Origin of the sequence: Afifella marina DSM 2698 (assembly GCF_900102695.1) — a bacterium.
GTDB lineage: Bacteria > Pseudomonadota > Alphaproteobacteria > Rhizobiales > Afifellaceae > Afifella > Afifella marina.
On sequence record NZ_FMVW01000001.1, the window covers coordinates 806,171 to 825,456 of the forward strand.

21 protein-coding genes are annotated in these 19,286 nt (G+C 63.3%); 19 read left to right on the plus strand and 2 right to left on the minus strand.

Annotated elements, in window-relative coordinates:
• Positions 1 to 72: 72 nt before the first annotated feature.
• From BLP76_RS03750 to BLP76_RS03780, 7 genes are read left to right on the plus strand one after another with little or no spacing between them, the layout of a single operon-like run.
• A complete protein-coding gene (locus BLP76_RS03750; protein ID WP_092809636.1) occupies positions 73 to 2,361 on the plus strand; it encodes an acyl-CoA dehydrogenase in 2,289 nt (762 codons plus the stop codon).
• The gene (locus BLP76_RS03755; protein ID WP_092809638.1) at positions 2,361 to 3,647 is read left to right on the plus strand and encodes an acetyl-CoA C-acetyltransferase; all 1,287 of its coding nucleotides are present in this window, start codon (positions 2,361 to 2,363) and stop codon (positions 3,645 to 3,647) included. The genes BLP76_RS03750 and BLP76_RS03755 overlap by 1 nt, the downstream gene beginning before the upstream one ends.
• Before the next feature lie 11 nt (positions 3,648 to 3,658).
• Positions 3,659 to 5,776 carry a 3-hydroxyacyl-CoA dehydrogenase NAD-binding domain-containing protein gene (locus tag BLP76_RS03760; protein ID WP_244514405.1) on the plus strand — a complete coding sequence of 706 codons (2,118 nt, stop codon included), beginning with the start codon at positions 3,659 to 3,661 and terminating at the stop codon, positions 5,774 to 5,776.
• Positions 5,763 to 7,622 carry an acetyl-CoA hydrolase/transferase C-terminal domain-containing protein gene (locus tag BLP76_RS03765; RefSeq protein ID WP_244514406.1) on the plus strand — a complete coding sequence of 620 codons (1,860 nt, stop codon included), beginning with the start codon at positions 5,763 to 5,765 and terminating at the stop codon, positions 7,620 to 7,622. Before BLP76_RS03760 ends, BLP76_RS03765 begins: the two co-directional genes overlap by 14 nt.
• Before the next feature lie 59 nt (positions 7,623 to 7,681).
• Entirely contained in the window at positions 7,682 to 8,536 is an 855-nt protein-coding gene (locus BLP76_RS03770) for an urease accessory protein UreD (RefSeq protein ID WP_092810134.1), read from the plus strand.
• Positions 8,537 to 8,545: 9 nt separating this feature from the next.
• Positions 8,546 to 8,848, plus strand: a complete 303-nt coding sequence (locus BLP76_RS03775) for an urease subunit gamma (protein WP_092809645.1) — start codon at positions 8,546 to 8,548, stop codon at positions 8,846 to 8,848.
• Between the two features lie 47 nt (positions 8,849 to 8,895).
• Positions 8,896 to 9,201 (plus strand): urease subunit beta, encoded by a 306-nt coding sequence (locus BLP76_RS03780; RefSeq protein ID WP_092809647.1) that lies wholly within the window; start codon positions 8,896 to 8,898, stop codon positions 9,199 to 9,201.
• 108 nt (positions 9,202 to 9,309) lie between these two features.
• Here the strand turns inward: BLP76_RS03780 and BLP76_RS03785 are convergent, their stop codons facing one another.
• The gene (locus BLP76_RS03785) at positions 9,310 to 9,768 is read right to left on the minus strand and encodes a hypothetical protein (RefSeq protein ID WP_092809649.1); all 459 of its coding nucleotides are present in this window, start codon (positions 9,766 to 9,768) and stop codon (positions 9,310 to 9,312) included.
• 193 nt (positions 9,769 to 9,961) lie between these two features.
• Here BLP76_RS03785 and BLP76_RS03790 point away from each other — a divergent pair, with 193 nt between their 5' ends.
• The 10 genes from BLP76_RS03790 (at position 9,962) to ureG (ending at position 16,273) form a co-directional block, all read left to right on the plus strand.
• The gene (locus BLP76_RS03790) at positions 9,962 to 10,369 is read left to right on the plus strand and encodes a lysozyme inhibitor LprI family protein (RefSeq protein ID WP_092809651.1); all 408 of its coding nucleotides are present in this window, start codon (positions 9,962 to 9,964) and stop codon (positions 10,367 to 10,369) included.
• A gap of 17 nt (positions 10,370 to 10,386) precedes the next feature.
• Entirely contained in the window at positions 10,387 to 10,803 is a 417-nt protein-coding gene (locus tag BLP76_RS03795) for an AbrB/MazE/SpoVT family DNA-binding domain-containing protein (protein WP_171904366.1), read from the plus strand.
• On the plus strand, positions 10,800 to 11,195 hold the full coding sequence (locus BLP76_RS03800; RefSeq protein ID WP_170130389.1) for a PIN domain-containing protein: 396 nt from the start codon (positions 10,800 to 10,802) through the stop codon (positions 11,193 to 11,195). Before BLP76_RS03795 ends, BLP76_RS03800 begins: the two co-directional genes overlap by 4 nt.
• A 7-nt stretch (positions 11,196 to 11,202) precedes the next feature.
• Positions 11,203 to 12,915 (plus strand): urease subunit alpha, encoded by a 1,713-nt coding sequence (gene ureC, locus BLP76_RS03805; protein ID WP_092809657.1) that lies wholly within the window; start codon positions 11,203 to 11,205, stop codon positions 12,913 to 12,915.
• Positions 12,916 to 12,937: 22 nt separating this feature from the next.
• A complete protein-coding gene (locus BLP76_RS03810) occupies positions 12,938 to 13,462 on the plus strand; it encodes a GNAT family N-acetyltransferase (RefSeq protein ID WP_092809659.1) in 525 nt (174 codons plus the stop codon).
• Positions 13,463 to 13,525: 63 nt separating this feature from the next.
• Positions 13,526 to 14,134 (plus strand): LysE family translocator, encoded by a 609-nt coding sequence (locus tag BLP76_RS03815; protein ID WP_092809661.1) that lies wholly within the window; start codon positions 13,526 to 13,528, stop codon positions 14,132 to 14,134.
• Between the two features lie 80 nt (positions 14,135 to 14,214).
• Complete coding sequence (locus BLP76_RS03820) at positions 14,215 to 14,655, plus strand: urease accessory protein UreE (RefSeq protein ID WP_092810136.1); 441 nt, start codon at positions 14,215 to 14,217, stop codon at positions 14,653 to 14,655.
• Between the two features lie 22 nt (positions 14,656 to 14,677).
• A complete protein-coding gene (locus tag BLP76_RS03825) occupies positions 14,678 to 14,959 on the plus strand; it encodes a YrhK family protein (protein ID WP_092809663.1) in 282 nt (93 codons plus the stop codon).
• Complete coding sequence (locus BLP76_RS03830; RefSeq protein WP_092809665.1) at positions 14,952 to 15,626, plus strand: urease accessory protein UreF; 675 nt, start codon at positions 14,952 to 14,954, stop codon at positions 15,624 to 15,626. The genes BLP76_RS03825 and BLP76_RS03830 overlap by 8 nt, the downstream gene beginning before the upstream one ends.
• Before the next feature lie 2 nt (positions 15,627 to 15,628).
• Entirely contained in the window at positions 15,629 to 16,273 is a 645-nt protein-coding gene (ureG, locus tag BLP76_RS03835; RefSeq protein WP_244514427.1) for an urease accessory protein UreG, read from the plus strand.
• 7 nt (positions 16,274 to 16,280) lie between these two features.
• On the opposite strand, the gene BLP76_RS03840 is transcribed toward ureG, so the two are convergent.
• Positions 16,281 to 17,231 carry a LysR substrate-binding domain-containing protein gene (locus tag BLP76_RS03840; RefSeq protein WP_244514407.1) on the minus strand — a complete coding sequence of 317 codons (951 nt, stop codon included), beginning with the start codon at positions 17,229 to 17,231 and terminating at the stop codon, positions 16,281 to 16,283.
• A gap of 114 nt (positions 17,232 to 17,345) precedes the next feature.
• Here BLP76_RS03840 and BLP76_RS03845 point away from each other — a divergent pair, with 114 nt between their 5' ends.
• Together BLP76_RS03845 and BLP76_RS03850 are read left to right on the plus strand one after the other, a co-directional pair.
• Entirely contained in the window at positions 17,346 to 18,398 is a 1,053-nt protein-coding gene (locus BLP76_RS03845) for a class 1 fructose-bisphosphatase (RefSeq protein WP_092809667.1), read from the plus strand.
• A 9-nt stretch (positions 18,399 to 18,407) separates the two neighbouring features.
• A complete protein-coding gene (locus BLP76_RS03850) occupies positions 18,408 to 19,283 on the plus strand; it encodes a phosphoribulokinase (RefSeq protein ID WP_092809669.1) in 876 nt (291 codons plus the stop codon).
• The last annotated feature ends 3 nt before the right edge of the window (positions 19,284 to 19,286 follow it).

The window sequence follows — 19,286 nt, forward strand, 5'->3', positions numbered from 1 at the left end:
TCCCCGAATTCGCGGGGCTTGCAACCCGGTCGGTCCGGCCGCGTTTGCACCGCATGCATTGAGGAGCAAGACATGTCTTTTCGCGCCCGTTTTATCACTCGCCCCCTCTTCGGCTGGGCGCGCAACATCCTGCCGCCCATGTCGGAGACGGAGCGCGAAGCCATCGAGGCCGGCAATGTCTGGTGGGACGCCGAACTCTTCACCGGGACGCCGGACTGGGAGAGATTGCTTGCGACGCCTCCCGCGACGCTGACGCCGGAAGAACAGGCCTTCCTGGATGGCCCGGTGGCCGAGCTCTGCGAGATGCTCGACGATTGGCACATCAACTGGAAGCTCCATGATCTGCCGCAGGAGGCCTGGGACTTCATCCGCGAGAAGCGCTTCTTCGGCATGATCATCCCGAAGGAATATGGCGGTCTCGGCTTTTCCGCCTTCGCTCATTCGGAGGTGATCCGCAAAGTTTCGACCGCGAGCGTGACGGGGGCGGTGTCCATCATGGTCCCGAATTCGCTCGGGCCGGGCGAGCTTTTGATGCAGTTCGGCACCAAGGAGCAGCGCGATTACTGGCTCCCGCGCCTGGCGCGTGGCGAAGAGATTCCCTGCTTCGGCCTGACGAGCCCTGACGCCGGGTCCGACGCTGCCGCCATGACCGATACCGGTGTCGTCACGCGGGGTATGCACAATGGCGAGGAGGTGCTCGGCATCCGCCTCAACTTCTCCAAGCGCTATATCACGCTGTCGCCGATCGCGACGGTGATCGGTCTCGCCTTCAAGATGAAGGATCCTGACCATCTCCTCGGCAGCAAGGAAGATCTCGGCATCACCGTCGCCCTCATTCCGGCCGACACGCCGGGCGTGACGCGCGGTGAGCGGCATATCCCGGCGATGACCTTCTTCCAGAACGGTCCGGTCCACGGCGAGGACGTCTTCGTACCTCTGTCTGCGATTATCGGCGGCGAGGAGCAGATCGGCAAAGGCTGGAAGATGCTGATGTCGGCGCTGGCCGCCGGGCGCGGCATCTCGCTTCCCTCGCTGTCGTCCGCCGCGGCCTCGTTTGCCGCGCGCACCACGGGCGCCTATTCCAGGATCCGCCATCAGTTCAATCTGCCCGTCGGCAAGTTCGAAGGCGTGCAGGAGCACCTCGCCCAGCTCGCCGGCACGGCCTATCAGCTCGACGCGGCGCGCCGCATGACCTGCGCCTCGCTCGACCAGGGCTACAAATCGGGCGTCATCGCCGCCATCATGAAGGCCCATGCGACCTATCGGATGCGTGAATCCGTCAACGACGCTTATGACATCCATTCCGGCAAGGCGGTGATCGACGGACCGAAAAACTATCTCGGCAATCTCTATCGTGCCGTGCCGGTCGGCATCACGGTGGAGGGTGCGAACATCCTCACCCGCAATCTGATGATCTACGGCCAGGGCGCGATCCGCGCTCATCCCTTTATTTTGAAGGAGATGATGGCGCTGTCGGAAACCGACCGCGACAAGGGCATCAAGGAGTTCGACGAGGCCTTCTGGGGCCATGTCGGCCATGCCATCAAGAACGCTTTCCGCGCGATGGGTCGCGGCTGGACGTTTGGCCGCTTCGCGCCGGCGCCGGAGGAGGCGGGCGATCTCGCCGTGCATTATCGCCAGCTGTCGCGTTACTCGGCCGCCTTTGCTGTCGTGAGCGATCTGGCGCTCCTCACCCTCGGTGGCTCGCTGAAGCGCAAGGAGCGCCTGTCGGCCCGTCTTGGCGATATTCTGTCGGAGCTCTATCTCCTGTCGGCCACGTTGAAACGCTTCGAGGTCGACGGAAAACCCGCAGCCGACCGGCCGCTCGTCGATTATACCTTCGCGCGCGGCACCAAGGCGATCGGCACGGCCTTTGCCGAGCTTCTCGACAATCTGCCGTCGCGACCGGCGGCGTGGCTCGCAAAATTCATGCTCTTCCCGTTCGGTGCCCGCCGCTCCGGCCCCTCCGACAAACTCGCCCAGACCTGTGCGGAAATCCTGCTCGAGCCCTCGGAGACGCGCGAGCGTCTGACCTCCGGCCTCTATCTCGGCGAGGGACAGCCGAACGCGGCGATCTCGCATCTGGAGCGGGCTTTCAAACTCGTCGTCGAAGTCGAGCCGCTGCGCCGCAAGCTGCGTGAGGCCAAGGTGAGAAACCCCGACGAAGCCGCAAAGAAGAGCCTCATCTCCGAGGAAGAAGCGAGCCGCCTCAAGGAAGCCGAGGCCGCGGCCGATCTGGTGATCGCCGTCGATGCCTTCCCCGGCGAGGCCTTTACCCACGGCAGCGCACTGCCGGACGAGCGCGACAATGCTCCGTCCAAAGCTGCCAACAATGTTCACGACCTGAAACGGACCGCTTAATGACCCAGCCAGTTTATCTGGTGGACGGCGCCCGAACCCCGTTCATCAAAGCCCGGGGAAAGCCCGGGCCGTTCACGCCTGTCGACCTCGCCGTGCAGGCGGGGCGACCGCTTCTCATGCGCCAGCCTTTCTCGCCGAAGGAATTCGACGAGGTCATCCTGGGCTGCGTCAACGTCATTGCCGATGAGATGAACCCGGCGCGTGTCGCAGCCCTTCGTCTCGACATGGGTGACGAGATGCCGGCCTTCACCGTGCAGATCAATTGCGGCTCCGGCATGCAGTCGATCGATACGGCCTTCCGCTACATCCAGGACGGCACCCGCGACATGATCCTGGCCGGCGGCACGGAGGCGCTCAGCCATTCGCCGATGATCTTGAAGCGCGATGCGGTGGAATGGCTGGGCGAGTTCAATTCCTCGAAGTCCATCTGGGACCGGCTCGGCAAGACGACGTCGTTCCGTCCGGGCGATTTCAAGCCGCAGATCGGTCTGGAGCGCGGCCTCACCGACCCGATCACGGAACTCAATATGGGTCAGACCGCGGAAATCCTGGCTCAGATCTTCGACATCAGCCGCGAGCAGGCCGACGAATACGCGACGGAAAGCCATCATCGGCTCGCCCGGGCACAGAATGAAGGCTGGCTCGCCGACGAGGTGACGCCGGCCTTCGATCGCGACGGCGTCGCCTACGATCACGACGACGGCGTGCGGCCCGACAGTTCGGTGGAAAAACTTGCCAAGCTGAAGCCCGCTTTCGAGCGGCCTTTCGGCAAGGTAACGCCCGGCAACGCCTCGCAAATCACCGATGGCGCCTGCTGGGTCATCCTCGCCTCCGAGAGGGCGGTCGAGAAATGGGGGCTGAAACCGATCGCGAAAATCGTCGATTCCGAATGGGGGGCCCTCGATCCCGCCATCATGGGGCTTGGGCCCGTCGTGTCGTCGACGCGGCTCATGCAGCGCCATGACATGGGTCTCGACAATGTCGATCTGTGGGAGCTGAACGAAGCTTTCGCCGCGCAGGTGCTCGGCTGTCTCGCCGCCTGGGAAGACGAAACCGTCTGCCGCGACGTTCTTGGTCTCGACCATCCGCTCGGGCGCATCGAACGCGACAAGCTCAACATCGACGGCGGCGCCATCAGCCTCGGCCATCCGGTCGGCACCAGCGGCAACCGCATCGTGCTGCATCTCGCCAACGCCTTGAGGCGCACCGGCAAGAGCCGCGGAATTGCAACCGAATGCATCGGCGGCGGCCAGGGCGGCGCCATGCTCATCGAACGCGTAATGTGAGGACGGAAGACATGGGACGCATGCTAAGCGCGCTGTCGCCGCGCCTTATGGAAACCGGGCCCGTCGATCTGAAGATGGCGCCCGCCGACAAAATGTGGAAGCGCGGCCGTGACGCCGACAATGTCGAATGGCTTCTCCTCGACATGCCGGGCCGCTCCGTCAATGTCGTCGACGAGGCGATGCTGACGGAACTCGACGCCATCCTGACGGAGCTTGAGGCCAATCCGCCGAAGGCGCTCGTCATCCGCTCGGCGAAGAAATCCGGCTTCATCGTCGGCGCCGACATCAACATGTTCCGCAATCTGACGAAGGCGGAAGAGGTGGAGGCGGCGCTGCGCCGTGCCCACAAAGTCGTCGATCGGCTCGCCGAGGTGTCTTATCCGACCGTCGCCGTCATTCATGGCAATTGCCTGGGAGGCGGGCTTGAGATCGCGCTCGCCTGCGAGCGCCGCGTCGCGGTCGGCGAGGCGAAGCTCGGCTTCCCGGAGGTCATGCTCGGCCTGCATCCGGGCCTTGGCGGCACCTTCCGCTCCACCGAACTCATCGACCCGACCGAGGCGATGACCATGATGTTGACCGGCCGCAACAAATCGGCCCGCTCGGCAAAGCGTCTGGGTCTCGTCGATCTCGCCACGGAAGAACGCCATGTGGCGGCTGCCGTTGCCGCGGTCGCCAGGGGCGAGCTTCATTCCGCCGCCCATGAGGGGCTGAAGGACAAGGCCTTGAGCAGCGGCCCGGGGCGTCGTTTTGCCTCCAACCGCATGCGGTCGAAGGTCGAAGAGCGGCTGCGCAAGGAGCATTATCCGGCGCCCTACGCGCTCATCGATCTGTGGGAGACGTCCGGCGGCGACGTCGACAATATGCGCGAAGGCGAGATCAAATCCTTTGCCGATCTTCTCGTTACGGATACGGCGCAAAGCCTCATCCGCGTCTTCTTCCTGCGCGAGAAGATGAAGGGTCTCGCCCCCAAGAAGAGCGATATCGGCCATGTGCACGTGGTTGGTGCCGGCACGATGGGCGGCGAGATCGCGGCCTGGTCGGCGCGCAGCGGCATGCGTGCGACGCTCGCCGATCTTGCCATCAAGCCGATCGCCAAGGCGATGAAGCCGGCGTGGAAGATGATGGAAAAGACGCTCAAAGACAGCGTCAAAGCGCGCGATGCCTGGGACCGGCTCATCCCCGACCCGAACGGATATGGGCTCAAAGGTGCCGACCTCGTCATCGAGGCGGTGCCGGAGAAGCTCGATCTGAAGAAGAAGATCTATGCGGGTCTCGAAGAGGGTATGAAGCCTGGTGCGATCATCGCCACCAACACCTCGTCGATCCCGCTCGAGGATTTGCGGGCGGACCTGAAAGATCCCTCCCGGTTCGTCGGCATCCACTTCTTCAACCCGGTGTCGAAGATGCAGCTCGTCGAGGTGGTGAAACACGACCGCCTGTCGGACGAGACGCTTTCGGCCGCGATGTCCTACGTCACCTCGATCGACCGCCTGCCGGCGCCGGTGAAATCCTCGCCGGGCTTCCTCGTCAATCGGGCTCTGACGCCGTATCTCCTGGAGGCCATGCTCTTGCTCGACGAAGGCGTCGACAAGGAGGTGATCGACGAGGCCGCGAAGGATTTCGGCATGCCGATGGGCCCTGTGGAGCTCATGGACAATATCGGCCTCGATGTCGGGCTCGCCGTTGCCGACGAGTTGCGCAATCGCCTGCCTGTGCCGATTCCCGAAGCGCCCCAATGGCTGAAGGACAAGGTCGAAAAGGGCGAGCTCGGCCGCAAAACCGGCAAGGGGCTCTATTCCTACGACAAGGACGGAAAGCCGCAGCGAGGCAAGAAGCACGAGGCCATCCCGCCGGCGGATCTTAAGGATCGCCTGGTCCTGCCGATCCTCAACACCTGTGCGGCATGTCTGCGTGAGAACGTCGTGGAGGACGAGGATGTTCTTGACGGCGCCATGATTTTCGGTACGGGCTTTGCTCCTTTCAGGGGCGGACCGCTCCATTACGCCCGCGCTCGTGGCGTGGACGATGTTGTGGCGGCGCTCGACAAGCTGGCCGAAAAATATGGCGATCGCTTCAAGCCGGACGACGGCTGGACAAAACTCCGACAGGAACAGCGTGCGGCCGCCTGAGGTTTCCTCGGACGCAGACGCCCTCGCCGACAGGGTTATCGAGCATGTAGGCCGCGACATCGTTCTCGGCCTGCCGCTCGGTCTCGGTAAGGCGAACCATTTTGCCAATGCGCTGTACAGGCGGGCCGAAGCCGATCGCTCGATCCGCCTGAGGATTTTCACCGCTTTGACGCTGCAGCCGCCTTCCGGCTCCTCGGAGATCGAAAAGCGGTTCATGGGCCCGCTCGCCGAGCGGCTCTATGCCGGCGTTCCGCGCCTTGTTTATGCGCGGCCGATGCGGGCGGGCACTCTGCCGCCCAATATCGAGGTCAACGAGTTCTTCTTTCTCGCCGGCAAGTACCTGTCGAGCCCGCACGCCCAGCAGACATACATCTCCGCCAACTACACTCACGCCGTCGGCTATCTTTTGGAGCGCGGCGTCAACGTCGTTGGCCAGATGGTGGCGCGCGAAGGCGAGGGGGAGAGCGCCCGTTACAGCATCTCCGGCAATACGGATGTGACGCTCGACATTCTGCCGACGATCCGGGCGCGGCGGGCCGCCGGCGAAAGGCTCGCTCTGGTTGGCGAGGTGAACAACGAGCTCCCCTTCATGCCGGGCGCGGCCGAATTGGCGCCGGAAGAGTTCGATTTTATCCTCGAAAGCGGGGATTATCCGCTTTTCGTCACACCGAAACCGCCCGTTTCGCTCGCCGATTATGCCATCGGCCTGCATGCGGCGAGCCTGGTGCCCGATGGCGGGACGCTGCAGATCGGCATTGGCTCGATCGGCGATGCGCTCACCCATGCGCTCATACTGCGCCATCGCGAGCCGGAGGTTTTCCGCGCCGCGCTCGAGGCGCTTGGTCCGACGCCTGCGGGACGCGAGCGCCATTGCGACCCGTTTCGCGAAGGCCTCTATGCCGCCTCGGAAATGTTCGTCGACGGTTTTCTCGATCTCTTCGAGGCCGGCATCCTGAAGCGGCCGGCCGAGGATGGCGCCGTCCTGCATGCCGGATTCTTTCTCGGACCACAGAGTTTTTACGACCGCTTGAAGGCCCTGCCGGAGGCGGAGCGGGCGAAGCTCTCCATGCGCGAGATCTCCTTCGTCAACGATCTCTATGGCGGTGAAGAGCAGAAGCGCCGCGACCGCCGTGACGCGCGCTTCGTCAACAATGCGATGATGGCGACGCTTCTCGGTGCCGTCGTTTCCGACCAGCTGGAGGATGGCCGTGTCGTCTCGGGTGTCGGCGGCCAGTACAATTTCGTCGCCCAGGCTTTCGCGCTCAAAGGCGCGCGCTCCATCATGGCGCTTCGGGCCTCGCGCATGGCCAAGGGCGCGCCGCGTTCGAACATCGTCTGGACCTACGGCCATGCCACCGTGCCGCGGCATCTGAAGGACGTCGTCATCACGGAATATGGGATCGCGGAACTGAAAGGCCGCAGCGACCGCGACACGGTTGCCGCCATGCTGGCGATCACCGACAGCCGTTTTCAGGACGGGCTCGTGAAGCGTGCCCGCAAGGCCGGCAAGATCGAGCGCGATTTCCGGATTTCTTCCGCGGAGAACACGCCGCAGCGCATTGTTTCGGCTCTCTCGCCTTTCCGCCAAGCCGGGCATCTGCCGCGCTTCCCGCTCGGCACCGATTTCACCGAGGCCGAACAAACTCTGCTGCCAGCCTTGTCGCTTCTGAAGCGGCAGCAGGGGGCCTGGCTCGAGCTCGCCCGTACCTTCCGGGAGGGGTGGAGAGCCGGTGAGACGAGCCCTGCCGAAAAGGCGGCTCTCGATCGCATGGGGCTCGCCAGACCGAAAAGCCTCAAGGAGACGGTGCTCGCCGCCCTCGTTCTGGGCGCGCTAAGGCGCGACTGATCTTGTGCAGGCCGCATCGGAGCTCGACTTCTTGCGCGCATGCGGGAATGCTCCACGAAATGGGTGCTCCAGCCTCACATTACGTCGACACCGATGAGCATGCCGCAGCGCCTGCGCGCCTCCAGCGCGTCGAGGCAGAGGCGCGGATTGCCTTCAAGCGCGCGGGCGGTTCGACCCGTCTTGACCGTTTGTTCCACCAGGGATCGGTGAAGTGGCGCCTGCCGAAGGTGCCCGCGGGCATGCCGCCCGAAGCGGTCGTCATCAACACCGCTGGCGGTCTGACCGGCGGCGACCGTTTCGCCATTTCGGTGACGATGGGCGAGGGGACGACGGCGGTTCTAATGACGCCCGCTTGCGAGCGGCTTTACCGCACGGAGAGCGGGGTTGCCGAAATCGACGTACATGTCGATCTCGCGCCCGGCGCCACTCTCTACTGGCTGCCGCAGGAGACGATCGCGTTTCAGGGCGCGGCCTGTCACCGGCGTATCACGGCCGAGCTCGGCGAAGGCGCCCGGCTTCTGGCGCTGGAATCGACGCTTCTTGGGCGCCGCGCCATGGGCGAAAGAGTGACGCGGGCCGATCTGCGGGAAAGCTGGCGGGCGCGCCGCGCGGGACGTCTCGTGCATGCCGACGAACTGGCGTTGCGCGGCGACGTCGCGGAGCTCGGCGGCGCACGTGCCACCTTGGCGGGCGGCAGCGCTTTTGCGAGCCTTCTCCTCGTGGCGGACGATTGCGAGCGGATGGTGAAGCCGTTGCGAGCAGCACTCGGGCCCGGAGGCGGGGCGAGCGCCTTCAATGGCAAAATACTTGCTAGACTGGTAGCAGAAGACGGCCTTGCGCTGCGACGCCGCCTTGTGCCCGCACTCAGAATTCTCTTGGCGGATTGTCCGCTGCCCAAAATCTGGACGCTTTGAGACAGGACCATGCAGCTCACCCCGCGCGAAAAGGACAAACTGCTTGTTGCCATGGCGGCCGAAGTCGCCCGAAAGCGGCTTCAACGGGGCGTCAAGCTCAACCATCCGGAGGTGATCGCCCTCATCACGGACTTCGTGGTCGAAGGTGCGCGCGACGGACGCGCCGTCGCCGATCTGATGGAGGCGGGCGCCCATGTCGTCACCCGCGACCAGGTGATGGAAGGCGTGGCGGAGATGATCCACGATGTGCAGGTGGAGGCGACGTTCCCGGATGGGACCAAGCTCGTCACGGTCCACCAGCCGGTTCGCTGAACACGAGGCCGAACGAGGCTTTCGGCGAGAAGAGAGGTAATGGTGCCATGATCCCTGGAGAGGTCATTCCGGCTGCGGGCGACATCGTTCTCAACGAAGGGTGCGAGACCGTCAGCCTTGAGGTCGCCAATACGGGCGACCGCCCCATTCAGGTGGGATCGCACTACCATTTCTATGAAACGAACGAAGCTCTGGTATTCGACCGCGAGAAAGCCCGCGGCATGCGCCTTGATATCGCGGCCGGCACGGCCGTGCGTTTCGAGCCGGGCCAGAGGCGCGAGGTGACGCTCGTGCCGCTTCGTGGCGCCCGCAAAGTCTACGGCTTCACTCAGAAAGTTATGGGTTCGCTGTAAGCGCGATCGGACATTCGGCCGGCGAGGTGGTGCGGCCGACAATCGCCGGATCTAATTCCATGAAAGAGGGCGCGGTCGCTCAGACGGCCGCGCCCTTTTGTGCTCCCGTCAGCTGCGCACGAAAAGCAGGAGGTCGCCCGAGGGCATCATCTGCGCGGCCACCACTTTCGTGACATCGAGCCCGCCTTCGCGAAGCCGCGGGCCGAGCTGCTGGTGATGCGAGAGCGTGTCGCGCAACTCCGTCACCTTGTCCTGGTTTTCGGCCACGGCCTGATCGACGCGTGCGGCCGCGTCCGCGCCGGCACGTTCGTCGATGGTCACGACGCCGACCTGCTTGATGTCGGTGTCGGAGATGGCATCGGCAGCGTTGCCGGAATCGGCGACCGAAGCGACGACGCTGTCGACGGTAATCGGCGTGCGCCCCTGTTCTCCCGGCGCTGCCGGCTGAGCGGCCTGCGCCTGATCGGGTTTGGCCGCGGGCGTGCCTGCGTCTTGCGCAAAGGCGGCGGGCGCCAGAAGCGGGAGGGCGAAAGCGGCCGCAGCTGCTGTTGAAACGATCTTTCGCATCGGTCTTTCCTCTTCATCAGAGTTGGGACAGGCCCACCATGCGGCGGGCGCGTCGGAAGCTCAGCCAGTCTGCGTTTCGAGGGGCCGAAAATGTGATCATTCAGGGACCATTTCGCGGTGGCTGCGGCTGTGCCATCTTGTCTTTCATGATGTTTCGAAGCCGTGGAAGCGCGGCATGTGGAGAGATTATGTGATGGCGCGATCGAAGACGTTCCTGGCCGCCCTTGTCGTCCTTCTGACTCTGCCGGCCGCGGGCGCGGCACGGGCGGCCGAGTGCGCCGATCCGCAGACGCAGACCGACATGAATGCCTGTGCAGCACAGAAATTCGAAGCGGCCGACGCCGCTCTCAACGAGGCGTGGCCGAAGGTTCTGGAGTATTACCGCGCGCTCGATGCCGAGCTTTCGGATGACCTGAAGGGCGCGGAAGCAGCGCTCCTTGAAGCACAACGCACCTGGATCGTCTTCCGCGATGCGCATTGTGCCTCTGTCGGCTTTGCCGCCCGCGGCGGCACCATGGAGCCGCTTCTTGTGACGTCGTGCAAAGCCGATCTGACACGCGAGCGGACGGATCAGCTTCTGGCGCTTTTGGGCGACAAATAGACGGCAAGTCGGCGAAAGTGAAAGCGGTCGGCAGATGTGCGAAAGACTGGGCGCCGTGCTATAAGTCGAACTGTTTTCACAATGTCGGGAAGGCGGCCATGAGACACTATGAAGGGAAAGTCGGCTCCAAAGGCCAGGTAACGATTCCCGTCGCTGTTCGTGAGCATTTTTCGCTGAAAGCCGGCGATATCGTCGACTTCTACATTGATGAGGAACAAGGCAGCGTGGAGATCGTCGCTCGCAACAAGCCGATTAGTGAGCTGTTCGGTCTCCTCGACAATCGCATCGGTCGCGTCAAAGAGTTCGTGCCGGAGCACGCGGACGAGTTCATTGCTGGCCATCTCGCACAAGAGGATGAGAGGGTTCTGCGTGAATGGAACGAGTGGCGTGATTTTCAGGCATGGCGGAGGGCCAAACGGGATGCCGCGGCATGATCGGCCTGGACACCAATGTCCTGATCCGTGTCTTCATCGACGACAATTCTGATCAAGTCTCTGCAGCACGTCGTCTGGTTGAGAGCGCATCGAGCGAGGGGCTTTTCGTATCGGACATCGTGCTCGTGGAACTGGTTTGGACCCTGACGAGCCGCTTCAAAGCCTCGAAAGACGCCATCCTTGATGTTCTCGACCGTATTCTGGATGGCTCTCCCTTCGTTCTGGAAAGCCGACAGGACGTCCGCCGCGCAACCCAACTTTTTGCTGCTGGGCGGGCCGATTTTCCCGATTGCATGATCGCGCTGCGTGGTATTCGTTTCGGCGCTGCAGCAACTTTTTCCTTCGACCGACGAGCGGTCGAAGCCTCTCTGTTTCTGCCTGTGCCTGTCTGAGGTCACCATGCCCGCCACAATTTCCCGCGCCGCCTATGCCGACATGTTCGGCCCCACCACCGGCGACAAGGTTCGCCTTGCCGATACCGATCTCGTCATCGAGGTGGAGAAGGATTTCACCATCTATGGCGAGGAGGTGAAATTCGGAGGCGGCAAGGTCATTCGTGACGGCATGGGCCAGAGCCAGCATGCGCGCGGAGACGGCGCCGTTGAAACCGTCATCACCAATGCGCTCATCGTCGACCACACCGGCATCTACAAGGCTGATATCGGCCTGAAGGACGGCCGCATCGCAGCGATCGGCAAGGCCGGCAATCCCGATACGCAGCCGGGCGTCGATATCATCATCGGGCCGGGAACGGAGGCGATCGCCGGCGAAGGCAAGATCGTGACTGCCGGCGGCTTCGACAGCCATATCCATTTCATCTGCCCGCAGCAGATCGAAGAGGCGCTGATGTCGGGCGTCACGACGATGCTCGGCGGCGGCACCGGCCCAGCCCACGGCACGCTTGCGACCACCTGCACGCCGGGCCCCTGGCACATGGCGCGGATGATCGAGGCGGCGGACGCCTTTCCCATGAACATCGGTTTTGCCGGCAAGGGCAATGCCTCGCTGCCGGCCGCGCTGGAGGAGATGGTGAAGGGCGGCGCCTGCGCGCTGAAGCTGCACGAGGATTGGGGCACGACGCCGGGCGCCATCGATTGCTGCCTGTCCGTCGCCGACGATTACGACGTGCAGGTGATGATCCACACCGACACGCTCAACGAATCCGGTTTCGTGGAAAACACCATCGCCGCCTTCAAGGGCCGCACCATCCACGCCTTCCACACGGAAGGGGCGGGCGGCGGCCATGCGCCGGACATCATCAAGGTTTGCGGACTGGCGAATGTCCTGCCGTCCTCGACCAATCCCACGAGGCCCTATACGCGGAACACGATCGACGAGCATCTCGACATGCTCATGGTCTGCCACCACCTCGATTCCAACATTCCCGAAGATGTGGCCTTCGCCGAAAGCCGCATCCGCAAGGAAACGATCGCGGCGGAAGACATCCTGCATGACATGGGGGCGTTTTCCATCATCGCCTCCGACAGCCAGGCGATGGGGCGCGTCGGCGAGGTTTTGATCCGCACCTTTCAGACGGCGCACAAGATGAAGGTGCAGCGCGGCCGCCTTGCCGAGGAGAGCGGCGACAACGACAATTTCCGCGTACGCCGCTACATCGCCAAGGTGACGATCAATCCTGCGATCGCCCATGGCATGGCCGATGAGATCGGTTCGGTCGAAGTCGGCAAGCGTGCCGATATCGTGCTCTGGGACCCGGCGTTCTTCGGCGTGAAGCCCTTCATGGTGCTGATCGGCGGCTCGATAGCTGCCGCACCGATGGGCGATCCGAACGCCTCCATCCCGACGCCGCAGCCGGTACATTACCGCCCGATGTTCGGCGCCTACGGCAAGGCGCTGACGAATTCGTCGGTGACCTTCGCCTCAAAGGCGGCGATCGATGACGGGCTGAGGGCGAAGCTCGGCGTCGCGAAGGACCTCGTGGCGGTGAAGAACACCCGCGGCGAAATCTCCAAGGCCTCGATGCTCTTAAACGACGCGACGCCGGAGATTGCGGTCGACCCTGAGACCTATGAGGTGCGCGCGAACGGCGACCTTCTCACCTGCGAACCGGCCGACGTGCTTCCGATGGCGCAGCGGTATTTTCTGTTTTGATCGCTTTCGAAGGCGCGCCCCGATGGCCGTGATCTGTCGCCAAGCCGATCCTGATTTTGATCGTTGGGACGAACTGCACCGCCTCTTGATGGATTGCTTCGCCTATATGGCGGCGCGGATCGATCCGGCGTCCTCGCTCCTGCGCATGGGGCCGGCGGAGCTTGCTGAAAAGGCCGGGAGCGAGACGCTTCTTCTTGCCGAGGAGGAGCGGCGCATCGTCGGCTGCGCTTTTCTCAAGCTCGAGCCGGATTGCCTTTATATCGGTAAGGTCGCGGTCGATCCGGCCTTTCGCGGCGCGGGGTTGGCGCGACAGCTTTTTGCGCTCGCTGAAGAGCGGGCGCGGGCGAACGGCCGCTCCCTCCTCAAGCTGCAGACGCGCGTCGAACTCACCGAAAACCACGCCGCCTTCGCCCGGCTGGGCTTCGTCAAGGTCGGGGAGACGGCCCATGCCGGCTATGACCGCCCGACCAGCATCACCATGACGAAACCCGTCGCTTCTCCGCGACACGATTTTGCCTTGTCGGTGGCCCTTCCCGAAGAGGCCTGATTTCCTTCCGCAGCGCTGTTTTTTTCTCTAGGGTTTTATCCGGAACGCCCTGAGAGCTTTGCGATGATCGCCTGGAGTCTTTTCATTCCCGCCTGCTTTGCCGTGAATTGCGCGCCCGGTCCCAACAACATGCTGGCCTTCGCCAATGCTGCGAAGGTCGGGCCGCTCTACGCTCTTCTGGGTGGTCTCGGCCGTATGCCGGCTTTCGCTATTTTGATCGGCGTCACCGTCGCAGGCCTTGGCGCGATCCTGTCGGCCGCCGCCGAAGCGTTCGTCGTCATCAAGCTCCTGGGCGCCGCCTATCTCATCTATGTCGGCGTCAGGATCCTGCGCCATGCGCGTCATCTGGCACGGGTCGATCCGTCCGCAGTCAGTTTGAAGACGTTGATGCGCCGCGACTTCACCATTGCCATCACCAACCCGAAGGCGATCGCGGTCTTCACCGCCTTTTTCCCGCAGTTTATCGATCCGGCCTTTCCGGCCTGGTCGCAGCTTGCGCGGCTCGGCGGCGCCTTTCTCGTCATGGAGATCGTGGCCGTCGCGCTTTATGTGGCCGCTGGTGCGCTCCTCAAAGGCTTGCTGCGCTCGGAGCGCATCTTCGTGTGGCTCAATCGTTTCGTCGGCTCGGCGCTGATCGTCTCGGGTGGTTCAATGGCGGTGTCGAGCCGATGAACAGCGAGCAGATGTCCGGCAGCCCGCAAACTTGGCCGCGCGCCACGGCCGTCGAAGAGGCAGGTCCACGCTTGGAAGGCATGACCGAAACCGTCTGTCTCACCTCTGATGAGCGTCACCGTCGCCGTCTGGTGATGACGACGGAAACCGGGCTGACCTTTCTGCTCGACCTTCCCGAAGCGCGGCTCCTGCGCGAGGGCGACCGGCTGGTTCTCGAAGATGGACGCCGCATCGACGTGCGGGCAAAGCCTGAACCGCTTCTGGAGGTGCGGGCGCCTGATCGCGGCACGCTTTTGCGGCTCGCCTGGCATCTCGGCAATCGCCACACGCCGGCTGCTCTTGAGGAAGAGCGTCTTCTCATTCGCCGCGATCACGTGCTCGCCGAGATGATCCGCAGGCTCGGCGGAGAAACCTTCGAAGTGGAGGAGGCTTTCGATCCGGAAGGTGGCGCTTATGGTGATCCGCACAATCACGGCCATGGTCATGGCAACGAGCCGCCCCATTCTCATGGGCCAGGATGAACAGTACGGACCCCGAGGCAGAATGGCTTTCTTCGACCCTAGGAACAACACGAAGAGCGAGCGTCACCGCACTCTCTACGCGCTCTACGAAGTCGCCTTCACGACTGTGGATGTGAGCGCAGCCCTGCTTTTCATCGTCGGCTCCTGGCTTTTCTTCTACCCAGAATTGGAAACGCCGGCGATCTGGTGCTTTCTCATCGGGTCCATCTGTTTTGCCATGAAGCCGACGATTCGCATCGTTCGCGAGCTCCACTATCTGGCGCTTGGAGATTTTGACGATGTCGACAAGGCGGCGCATGGCTGAGGGCGCGAGCGAGGTCGAAAGCGGCAGCGAAAATGCGGCCGCTGCTCTGGTGACGCTCCAGTATTGGCTGTCTCCTGCATTCCCGGTCGGGGCGTTCGCCTATTCGCATGGGCTCGAGCGGGCTGTCGCCGCCGGCTGGGTGCATGACCGCGAAAGCCTGAAGGCATGGCTCGACGCTCTTTTGCTCTGCGGCTCGTTTCGCGCAGACGCCGTTCTCTTCGCAGCAGCCTTCCGCGCCCGAAAGGCAGGCAACGCGGCCGAGCTTTCCCAGATAGCCGAGCTTGCCGAGGCGCTGGCGCCTTCGCAGGAGAGGCATCTCGAAACCATGGCGCAGGGGCGTGCCTTCGCCGAGGCGACGGGCGGCGCAGCAAGGCCCTGGCCGGTCGCGATCGGGGCGGAAGCGGCCGATCTTGACATTGGACTTCTGACCGCCGTTGCGAGCTTCCTGCAGGCTGCCATCGTCAATCTCTGTTCGGCGGCGCAAAGGAGCGTTCCGATCGGCCAGACGGATGCGCTGGCGGTTGTCATGGGGCTGCATGGGGACGCTGTTCAAACTGCCGCCTGGGCCGCCGCCGCAGATCTGGCCGAGCTTGGCAGCGCCACGTTTTTCTCCGATATCGCTTCGATGCAGCACGAGGTGCAGGAGACGAGGTTGTTCCGCTCATGACGATGACCGCCGAGCCCGCTCCTGCGATGCAGCGTTCGCCGCACGGCCCCCTTCGCGTCGGCATCGGCGGGCCGGTGGGCTCCGGCAAGACGACGCTTGCCGAAAAGCTCTGCAAGGCGATGCGCGAGCGCCATTCGCTCGCCGTCGTCACCAACGACATCTATACGAAGGAAGACGCGCTCATCCTCAACCGGCTGCAGGCCTTGCCGGAAGACCGGATCGTCGGGGTCGAGACAGGCGGTTGCCCGCATACGGCGATCCGCGAGGATGCATCCATCAACCTTGCCGCGATCGCCGACCTCAACGCCCGCCACCCGGATCTTGATCTCGTCTTCATCGAATCGGGCGGCGACAATCTTGCGGCGACTTTCTCGCCCGATCTCGCCGATTTGACGCTGTACGTGATCAGCGTCGCGGAAGGCGAAAAGATCCCGCGCAAGGGCGGACCCGCCATCACCCGTTCCGATCTTCTGATCATCAACAAGACCGATCTCGCACCCTATGTTGGCGCCGACCTCGATGTGATGGCCCGCGATGCGGAGCGGGTGCGCGAGGGAAGACCGTTCGTCTTCACCGATCTCTCCCGCAATGAAGGCGTCGACCGGATCGTCGACTTCCTGGCAAAGACCGGCGGGCTGCCCGCCTGAGGTCTTGTCACTCGCCGCTTGCCTCTTCGTAGAGTTTTGGAAAATGCGGCAGGAATTGCGTGCCGGCATGCACGACGAATTGCAGGAAGGCGCGGGCGCCCGGAGAGACGGATTTGTCGCCGCGGCGCACGACGAACCATTGTCTGCGGATCGGCAATCCTTCCATATCGAGTGCGACGAGACGGCCGGCGGCGATCTCCACGGCGACGGTGTGCGCGGACAGGAAGGCGATCCCGAGCCCGGCTATAACGGCCTGCTTGATCGTCTCGTTGCTGCCGAACTCCACGAAATGGATGGAGGGATCGGCAAGAAGATCCCCGAGATAGATTTCCATCGACGTGCGGGTGCCTGAGCCAGGCTCGCGCACGAGCAGGGTCTCGCCGGAAAGCTCGTTGCGGCTGAGATCGATCTGACCCGCCAACCGGTGGGCGGGCGAGGCGATCATGATGAGGGGATGGTCGCCAAACACCGCCGCCTCCACCGGCACGGTCTTGGGCGGACGGCCCATGATGGCGCAATCGACATCGAAATCTGTGAGCGCCTGCACCACCTCTTGGCGATTGCCGACGGTCAGCCGCACATCGATCATCGGATGCTCGTGCTTGAAGCCGACGACGAGGGCCGGTGCGTAGTATTTCGCCGTCGAGACGACCCCCACATGCACGGCGCCGGTGCCCAGACCCTTGACCTCGTTGATGGTGTCGGAGAGCCGGAAAATCGAACGCTCCACCTCGGCCGCCGTGTTGCGCACCGCCTCGCCAGCGTCAGTCAGTCGCATGCCATGCGCGGTGCGGTCGAAAAGCGGCAGACCCAGCGCGGATTCGATCTGTTTCAGCGTCAACGTGACGGCCGGACCCGTCAGTCCCAAGGCCTTGGCGGCACTCGCGATTGTTCCGTGTCGTGCAATTTCTGTGACGGCGCGCAGCTGCCGGAGGGTGAGCCAGTCCATGTCGCTCATTAGAATTCCTAACTGTGCGCCTTACAAGAATTAAATTTACTTAGTCACCCCAGGGTGTATCTCACACCCAATCAAGACCGACAGGGAAACCTCGGTCAGGGGGGAGGGCAGCATATGGCCGGCCTGAGCACGCTCGAGGCATTTCTCAGAGCATATAGCAGCACAGAAGATCCGCAGCGTCTCGCGGTGGTGGAAACGATCCGGGCTCTCGCCCGCGCCTCACGACAGATTCGTGATGTCGTGTCCCAGGGACAGCTCGGTGGCGACATTGGCGCCGCACGCGGTTCCACCAATGCCGATGGCGACCGTCAGCGCTTTCTGGATGTGCGTGCCGATGAGATCGTCCTCGCCGAGATGCGGGAAGCCCCCGTTGCCGCCTATGCGTCGGAAGAGATCGGCTCGCCGATACTTCTCAATCCCGAAGGCGTTCTCGCCGTCGCCACCGATCCGCTCGACGGCTCCTCCAACATCGACACGAACGTCTCGATCGGCACGATCTTTTCCATCCTGCCGCATGCGCCGAATGCGGCCGATGGTGTCGGCACGGATTTCGCACAGCCAGGACGCAATCAGCTCGCCGCGGGTTTCTTCATCTACGGCCCGCAGCTCGCCATGGTGCTGACGGTGGGCGAGGGCACGCATGTCTTCGTCTATTCGCACCGCATCGGCGGCTATCAGCAGATTCTCGACGGGGTGCTGATTTCTCCCAACACCAATGAGTTCGCCATCAACATGTCGAACTACCGGCATTGGGACGAAGCCGTGCGCATCTATATCGACGACTGCCTGCAGGGCTCGGCAGGCCCGCGCGCTCGCGATTTCAACATGCGTTGGATCGCCTCGCTTGTGGCCGACACCTATCGGATCATCGCGCGCGGCGGCGTGTTTCTTTATCCGCGCGACAATCGCCGCGGCTACGGCGAGGGAAGGTTGAGGCTCGTCTACGAGGCCAATCCGATCGCCATGTTGATCGAGCAGGCCGGTGGCCTCGCCACCGATGGCGGCTTTCCGATTCTCGATCAGATCCCGGCGAGCCTGCACCAGCGTACGCCTTTCATCTTCGGTTCGAAGAAGGAAGTGGAGCGCATCCTTCGTTACCACGAGGCGCCGAGCCTGATCGGCGAACGCGCGCCCTTGTTTACCCATCGCGGCCTGTTTCGCGTCTGAGGCCAGGATATGTCAGCTAAGCACCCAATCATTTCAGTCACAGGTTCGTCCGGCGCAGGCACCACCTCCGTGCGCCGGACCTTCGAGCAGATTTTCCGTCGGGAAGGGGTCGACGCCGTTTTCATCGAAGGCGACGCCTATCACCGCTACAATCGCGTGGAGATGCGCGAAGAGACGGAGCGCCACAAGGCGGAGGGCGACTATTCCTTCAGCCATTTCAGCCCGGAGGCGAACCTCCTCGGCGAGCTGGAGGCGATGTTCGAAGAATACGGACGCAAGGGCACCGGCAAGACCCGTCATTACGTCCACGATGACGACGAGGCCAAATGCTACGGCTGCCCGCCGGGCGAGTTCACCGATTGGGAGCCGTTCCCGGCCGAGTCCGACCTTCTCTTCTATGAGGGTCTGCACGGCGCCGTCGTCACCGACGACTGCAACATCGCCCAGTATCCGGATCTGAAGATCGGTGTCGTGCCGGTCATCAATCTGGAGTGGATTCAGAAGATCCACCGCGATCGTTCCACGCGCGGCTATACGACGGAAGCGGTCACCGACACGATCCTGCGCCGTATGCCGGATTACGTGCATTACATCTGCCCGCAATTCACCGAGACGACGATCAATTTTCAGCGCGTGCCGATCGTCGACACCTCCAACCCCTTCGTGGCACGGTGGATTCCGACAGCAGACGAATCCATGGTGGTGATCCGCTTTGCGGATCCGCGTGGCATCGATTTTTCGTATTTGCTGTCGATGATCCACGATAGCTTCATGTCGCGGGCGAACTCGATCGTGGTCCCTGGAGGCAAGCTCGATATCGCCATGCAGCTGATTTTGACGCCGCTGATCTTGCAGCTCATCGAGCGAAAGCGCCGCGTCTCCTAAACG

Excerpts from the sequence above, each read along its gene's own strand:
- BLP76_RS03840 (WP_244514407.1), bottom strand. The coding sequence starts at position 17,231 with ATGAGCGACATGGACTGGCTCACCCTCCGGCAGCTGCGCGCCGTCACA.
- BLP76_RS03815 (WP_092809661.1), top strand. The coding sequence starts at position 13,526 with ATGATCGCCTGGAGTCTTTTCATTCCCGCCTGCTTTGCCGTGAATTGC.
- BLP76_RS03845 (WP_092809667.1), top strand. The coding sequence starts at position 17,346 with ATGGCCGGCCTGAGCACGCTCGAGGCATTTCTCAGAGCATATAGCAGC.
- BLP76_RS03755 (WP_092809638.1), top strand. The coding sequence starts at position 2,361 with ATGACCCAGCCAGTTTATCTGGTGGACGGCGCCCGAACCCCGTTCATC.
- BLP76_RS03780 (WP_092809647.1), top strand. The coding sequence starts at position 8,896 with ATGATCCCTGGAGAGGTCATTCCGGCTGCGGGCGACATCGTTCTCAAC.
- BLP76_RS03785 (WP_092809649.1), bottom strand. The coding sequence starts at position 9,768 with ATGCGAAAGATCGTTTCAACAGCAGCTGCGGCCGCTTTCGCCCTCCCG.
- BLP76_RS03790 (WP_092809651.1), top strand. The coding sequence starts at position 9,962 with ATGGCGCGATCGAAGACGTTCCTGGCCGCCCTTGTCGTCCTTCTGACT.
- BLP76_RS03810 (WP_092809659.1), top strand. The coding sequence starts at position 12,938 with ATGGCCGTGATCTGTCGCCAAGCCGATCCTGATTTTGATCGTTGGGAC.
- ureC (WP_092809657.1), top strand. The coding sequence starts at position 11,203 with ATGCCCGCCACAATTTCCCGCGCCGCCTATGCCGACATGTTCGGCCCC.
- BLP76_RS03770 (WP_092810134.1), top strand. The coding sequence starts at position 7,682 with ATGGGTGCTCCAGCCTCACATTACGTCGACACCGATGAGCATGCCGCA.
- BLP76_RS03850 (WP_092809669.1), top strand. The coding sequence starts at position 18,408 with ATGTCAGCTAAGCACCCAATCATTTCAGTCACAGGTTCGTCCGGCGCA.
- BLP76_RS03760 (WP_244514405.1), top strand. The coding sequence starts at position 3,659 with ATGGGACGCATGCTAAGCGCGCTGTCGCCGCGCCTTATGGAAACCGGG.
- BLP76_RS03820 (WP_092810136.1), top strand. The coding sequence starts at position 14,215 with ATGACCGAAACCGTCTGTCTCACCTCTGATGAGCGTCACCGTCGCCGT.
- BLP76_RS03825 (WP_092809663.1), top strand. The coding sequence starts at position 14,678 with ATGGCTTTCTTCGACCCTAGGAACAACACGAAGAGCGAGCGTCACCGC.
- ureG (WP_244514427.1), top strand. The coding sequence starts at position 15,629 with ATGACCGCCGAGCCCGCTCCTGCGATGCAGCGTTCGCCGCACGGCCCC.
- BLP76_RS03830 (WP_092809665.1), top strand. The coding sequence starts at position 14,952 with ATGGCTGAGGGCGCGAGCGAGGTCGAAAGCGGCAGCGAAAATGCGGCC.
- BLP76_RS03800 (WP_170130389.1), top strand. The coding sequence starts at position 10,800 with ATGATCGGCCTGGACACCAATGTCCTGATCCGTGTCTTCATCGACGAC.
- BLP76_RS03775 (WP_092809645.1), top strand. The coding sequence starts at position 8,546 with ATGCAGCTCACCCCGCGCGAAAAGGACAAACTGCTTGTTGCCATGGCG.
- BLP76_RS03750 (WP_092809636.1), top strand. The coding sequence starts at position 73 with ATGTCTTTTCGCGCCCGTTTTATCACTCGCCCCCTCTTCGGCTGGGCG.